Raw genomic sequence first — 5963 nt, forward strand, 5'->3', positions numbered from 1 at the left:
CTTCTCCGCCAGCTGCTCCGCCGGCTGCTCCGCCAGCTGCTCCGCCAGCTGCTCCGCCAGCTGCACCGCCGGCTGCTCTGCCTCCCGTTGGGCCAGCTGCACACCTTGCAACACAGCCAGCTGCGCAGCCAGCTGCTCAGCCAGCTGCACAGCGAGCATCGCAACTTGTAGGAAACAGCCAAACAGCCGCGAGCGAGCAAGAGTCTGTGCAGCCTGCAGCTCCGCGAGCTGCTTCTCGACCAGCTGCTCGCCGGAGGCAAGACTCGGGTCTTGCAGATGGCCCAGGACCTCCACCGACGGCGGGAGTGGATGCTCCCAGTGGGGGCAGCGACGGGGCATCGAGCCCGCCGCCGCTCACACGTGGCCCACTGGCCGCGCCACCGGCAGACTCTGCTGATAAGCCGGCTGATTCCGACTCTGACCTTGACATGCCCGATCTCGGCAGAAATTCTGATAGTTCGGACCACACAGACCCATCGGATTCGGGAGAGGACACCGATTCAGAGGATGACGACTCCGATAATGCATTCGCACAACGATTCAGACTGATCATGAGCCGCTCTGCAGGGGCGCACGGTCTAGGCTCGGATGATCTACAGTCTTCTGCGCAGCGTGCTGCACAGACCCCGGTTCTCCGGGATACGTTACCTGCGTCAGCTCGGAGCCGTAGGCAAGACCTCGATCTTGCAGACGGCCCAGTGGAGCAAGATGCGCAGCCTGCCGGGGCCACGGCCGCGACAGCGCCGCTTTCCGCGGATCCTTCCGCCGATCCCGCCGCTCACGCGCCGGCGGCTCCCGAGCTCGCCGCGCGCGCTGACGGCGGACCCCCGGCCGATCCGCTCACTTTAGCTCAGGGACTAAATGATTTAGGTAGTAATGACATGTCAATTTCACCCGAAACAAGCATAGAAAATGAAAGTGGCACAGTTTTCGATTCACCCACGACAGCCGCGTTTGACGTAGAGAGCTTCTTCGCGTCATTGCAAGAGGGTGTTTACGACAGCTCCCACGGTGTGGCAGATTGGACTCTAGGCGACTTAGAAGAATTAGATTCTCGGCTGCGGGAAAATCAGCTAGGATTACCTAATCTCCAGCGCATCGCGACCTGGTGGAGGCGGGCAAGGCCGAGGATTCGAGCCGCACACATGAACGCAATCATCCGAAGTCGCCACAGCCATCTACGCGAGATTGCCGCAGCCCATGGTGGACGAGATCGTGCAGCTGCAGCCGAGGAGCCGCGTCATCTCCGACGCGAGACGTCACGGACCACTCCACGCGACGACGGCGTGCCGCATTCAGATATGGGCGCGCCGACGACGGCAGCCGCCGACGACCGCGAACTACCACCAGCACAGCGCGCCCCCACGACTCCAACAGCTGGTAAGGGAAAAGGTTCTTCAACACACGAAAATGGAGGTTTTTCACCACACGAAAATGGAAGTCTTGCATCCCGAGCCGCGAACGATCCACCATTTGTTGAACATGAAAGTGGCGGATTCTCGCCATTACCATCCGCAAGCAACGAAGATCTTCACCCTTCTCCAGCCGAGAACGAACACGCCACGCTGGGTAGTAGAGAATTGTCGATTCCCATGGACTCCACGGCCCGGGAACAGCCAGCTCTTTCGCTGGAGAGCAGAGACATGTCGATTTCACCGAGCATATCTATGCCTACTTCAGCCGAGCGAAATCCGGGTGTCGGTCGAGATTCCCCCGCGGACGAACATGGAATTCATTTTAGCGAAAATCCAGTTTCAAGTGCATCTGCACGAGCACACGAGGTCCTCGGTGCTCCGGCCGGCAAAACAGGCGCTGGAAAATGCGGCCCCTCTTTGGGGAAGGGCCCGCTTTCGGCCCAGCAACTTGTTCTCCGCGATTGGCGCCAAAGACAGAATTCCGGGCAGGGAAAAGGTGACCAAAATTTTGCAGCGCAGGCAGAGGGGGGGTCAGCAGCAGCGCCGCAATCGGCACTTGATCGTCCGCACGTAGGCCTACGGCTAGACGACCTCGCACGGCTTCCAGTGGCTGGTGGATCCATGGAGGAGGGCACGGGCCGCGCCTCTCCGTCCGACCTCGCGATGAGCCCACGCGCTTCACCCAGACAGCAGCCTGGGGGCCTACCAGACGCACCTGGCCAGGGCCGCCGGAGTGGCCGCGGACGCGGACGGGGGCGTGGGCGAGGACGAGGACGAGGGCGCGGCCGGGGACGACGGGCCGGCGGGCCCCCAGATGGGGACGGAGACGACGACGATAGCGACGACGACGACGGGCACAGCCCGGGCGGCGGCAGCCCGAACGGCAGTCCGTTCCCGTCAGACCCCGCGCCGAGCCCACCCGGTCCTCCAGAGCGGCACCCGTGGGACGCACGGCACAACAACTTCGCACAGTGGGTCTGGGAGCAGCTCGACGGCGTGACTTTGGCGGATGTATTTGCACAAGATGTCACGACTACCATTGACCCGCCCGAGAGCGTCCGGTCCGACTTCATCCAACTCCAGGGTTACGCATTGCAGCGATTCGCGGACACCCACACCTTGGCCGAGTTCGGCCTGCAGGACCAAGAGCGCGCCTTCAAGCTGCACCTCCTTACCGCACGCATGCTCCTCGCGCGCACGGAAGAGCACGGGCACGAGGGGCGCGCTATCTTTCAGGCACGGGTGCGCCGCTTCTACCGGGGTGACTGGCTCGGCCTCCTCCGTGATGCGCAGCGCGCGGCTCCGGCCCGCCCAGCTCCACGCCCACCGGGACGTCGGGGAGCCCAGGCGGACGAGTGGCGACCCGAGCTGGAGGCGGGGGCGCTTGGACCAGAGGCGGCGCTGTTCGAAGCGGTCATCCAGAAGGTGCGCCGCGGCGAGCTCTCGCGAGCAGCGAAGAAGTTGGTCGCGTCGCCTTTAGCCCCGGGCACGCAGGCGACGCTGGACAAGCTCGCGGACCCGCGCCGGCGTCCGACGGAGCTGTTCAAGCCTATTCGCGCGGAGGACCTACAGCACGTCCCGGAGTCCGCGCTGGCGTTAGACAAACGCAAGTTCCTGGAAAACGTGCGGTCCGCCAAGCGCGGGTCAGCGCCTCGTCGATGTGGCACGCGCCACGAGCATTACCGCACGCTGCTGGAAGACATCCGCGCGGCGGATAACTTGTACTTTATGGCGCAGAAGATCGCAGAGGGGGCAATTCCCGAATCCATCCGCGCCGGACTGGCAGTCGCGCACTTAACCGCTCTCCAGAAATTGAACGAGACCGGCGCGCCGACGGGAGACGTGCGTGGGATCGCGACGGGGATCGTTTTACGGAGGTTGGTAGCGCGCACCATCGCCCAGCAGTATTCGGACACAGTACTTCGCGCCACGAGTCCCTTCCAATTCGCCCTCTCGACGAGAGCTGGAGTCGATTGCGTGGCTCTTATGACGCGGCTCCTTACGGATATGGATGATGACACAACTGTTGCCTCTTTGGATGGGGTGGGAGCATATGACCATGTCTCGCGCGCTTGCTTCTTGGAGGAGCTCCGAAACAGCCCGGAATTGGAGAAACTCTTGCCGTTCGTCCGCTTGTGGTACAGCCGCCCATCCATGTACACGTGGCGTGACGAAGCAGGAGTAGTGCACCACATCCCGCAAGCGGAGGGCGTAGAGCAAGGTGACCCTTTGTCGCCTCTCCTCTTCAGCCTGGCTGTCCATGCTGCTCTACGACGGGCGGCAGAGTCTTTGCAACCGGGCGAGCTGCTGTTTGCGTTCTTGGACGACGTCTATACGATCACGCCAAAGGACCGAGCCGCGACGGTTGCGCGAATGGTAGCGACGCACATTCACGAGCACGCCGGCGTTGAGCCAAAACTTGGCAAGTTCCAGATTTGGGGGCGTGGGGGAGGCGCGGAGCCTCCGGGAATCGACGACCTTCTTGATGGCGCTCCGCGCCCGGAGGAACCAATTTGGAAGGGGGATCTGGCCGCGGCCAACAATGGCATCGTGATCTTGGGCACACCGGTGGGCCACCCGGAGTTCGTGCAACGCTTCCTCGACAGCCGCTTGGAGGTTCAGTCGCGCTTCTGGGAACGTCTCAAGGAGGTGCCAGATCTCCAAGCGGCGTGGTTGCTGCTGCTATATTGCGCGGTTCCGCGGGCCAACCACCTCATTCGCGCGCTCCCGCCGGACGTCGTCGCGGACTACGCCCGCGCGCACGACGAGGGCATCTGGGCCACGTTCTTGGACCTCATCGGCTACGCGCCGGGACCCGCACGGAGCCACGCGCGAGCATCTGACTTACCCATAGATAGGGCTTCTGCGGAAAAAGGTAGCGGTAAAGGTAGCAGCAGCCAGCGGCAGTCACAGCTCGAAGTAGCTTCACGGTCTCCTCTGGACTCTGAGTCAGACGACGTACCAGCAGACAGTGAGCCACTTCCAGAGCTGTCGGGGGGAGGGGGGAGGGGTGCAGCGCAGCGATCGGAGAGGCATCCGCCCAACGTAGGCCCGGACCCGGCCGTCGACGCCGCGCGCCAGATAGCCTTTCTGCCGATCGTCATGGGCGGGCTGGGCTTGCGCTCCATGACGCTGCTCTCGCCTGCAGCATATTGGGCAGCATGGGCGGATATCTTGCCGATCATCGCCGAACGCGTCCCGGCGCTGGGCGACCGCGTCCTGCAGGAGCTGGAGCGCGGCGGCTCGCTGATCCCCTGCGTGGCGCAAGTGGAGGCAGCTGAAGGGGTGGTGGCGAACCCTAGCTTCGCCCTTAAGCCGACGTGGCGCGAACTCGTGGAGGGCGCGCGGCCACCCGAGCGCAGCGCTAGTGACGACGACGAGCCTGGCCAATGGCCGCATGGCTGGCAATTCTATGCATCTCTCGGACTTCTAACCCGACATAGAGAGTATGCAGTGATGCCCAGCCTCGACGCAGCCACGCAGGCACGGCTTCGGTCACAGAGTGGCGCGCATGCGGGGGACCACCTCACCGCGCTGCCGCGGTGCGCCTACACGGTGGCGACTCCAGAGCGCATGAATGGCATGCTTCGCCGCCGCGCACGCCTCCCACTGGTCACGGGCCACCGGCAGGACGCGCTTGGCGACTACGGCGCGGCGTGGCCACGCGACGGCGGCCTCAGACGGCGCGGCGCAGCATTCGAGCGGGCGTTTCGGCCGTTGTGGAGGGAGTCCACGGTGACCGCGAGCGAGCACCCGCTGGTGCGCGAGCTCGTGCCCACGGTCCCAGCCGACGACGGACGCCAGGCGGACGTCTTCATCCGGGGCATGTCCATCGGCAACGGCCGCCCGGTGGTGGGGGACATGTGCATGGGCAGTGCACTTCACGCCAACGGGCGGCCATACCCAGACGCGGCGACGACAGATGGAAAGGCGATCGAGCGCCTCACGGACAAGAAGCACGACGACTACCCCGAACTAGTTGCTTCTGATCGCGTCCATTATGTCGTCTTAGCGTGCGAGGAAGGCGGACGATGGGGCCCGGACGTCTTCACCGTTGTCCGCGACCTCGTGCGGATGAAGGCGGCGCCCCTCCACCCACTGCTGCGGCGCTCTGCCGAGTTGGCCTACACACGGCGATGGTGGAGCATCTTGGCGATGCAGGCGCAATCCGCGGCGATTGACTGCATCTTGGGCCAGGATCCGCAAGTGGTCGCTCCGCACGCTTCGCCGCCGCTCGCGTCGGTCCTCGCGTGGGCCGACATCGCACCGGAGCCGTCGCGGGTTGTGTGAGCACTCGTCCAGCAGCCCCAGCTCGGGGGCCGGAGTGCTGAGCGCAGCGTCTGGCAAGTAGTGTACTAGTAGTTACAGTAGTTCAGTAGTTCTTCTTTTCTTTGTTTTCTTTTGTTCTTTTCCGTGTCGCGTTCCAGTGAGCCCGGAGGAAAGGAAGGAGGGAAGGAAGGAAGGAAGGGCTGTTTTCCCGCGCGCTTTTCCAGATGAGACTCTTTCAAGAGCGATGCGCGCGAAAAAAAAAGTAGTAATTAGTTAACC

1 protein-coding gene is annotated in these 5963 nt (G+C 63.7%); it reads left to right on the forward strand.

Annotated features, from left to right (window positions below):
- Nucleotides 1-2411 precede the first annotated feature (2411 nt).
- A complete protein-coding gene (locus CMO28_RS26585) occupies nucleotides 2412-5705 on the forward strand; it encodes a reverse transcriptase domain-containing protein (protein ID WP_296719591.1) in 3294 nt (1097 codons plus the stop codon).
- Nucleotides 5706-5963 lie beyond the last annotated feature (258 nt).

The organism is Tistrella sp., assembly GCF_002684955.1.
GTDB classification, from domain to species: domain Bacteria; phylum Pseudomonadota; class Alphaproteobacteria; order Tistrellales; family Tistrellaceae; genus Tistrella; species Tistrella mobilis.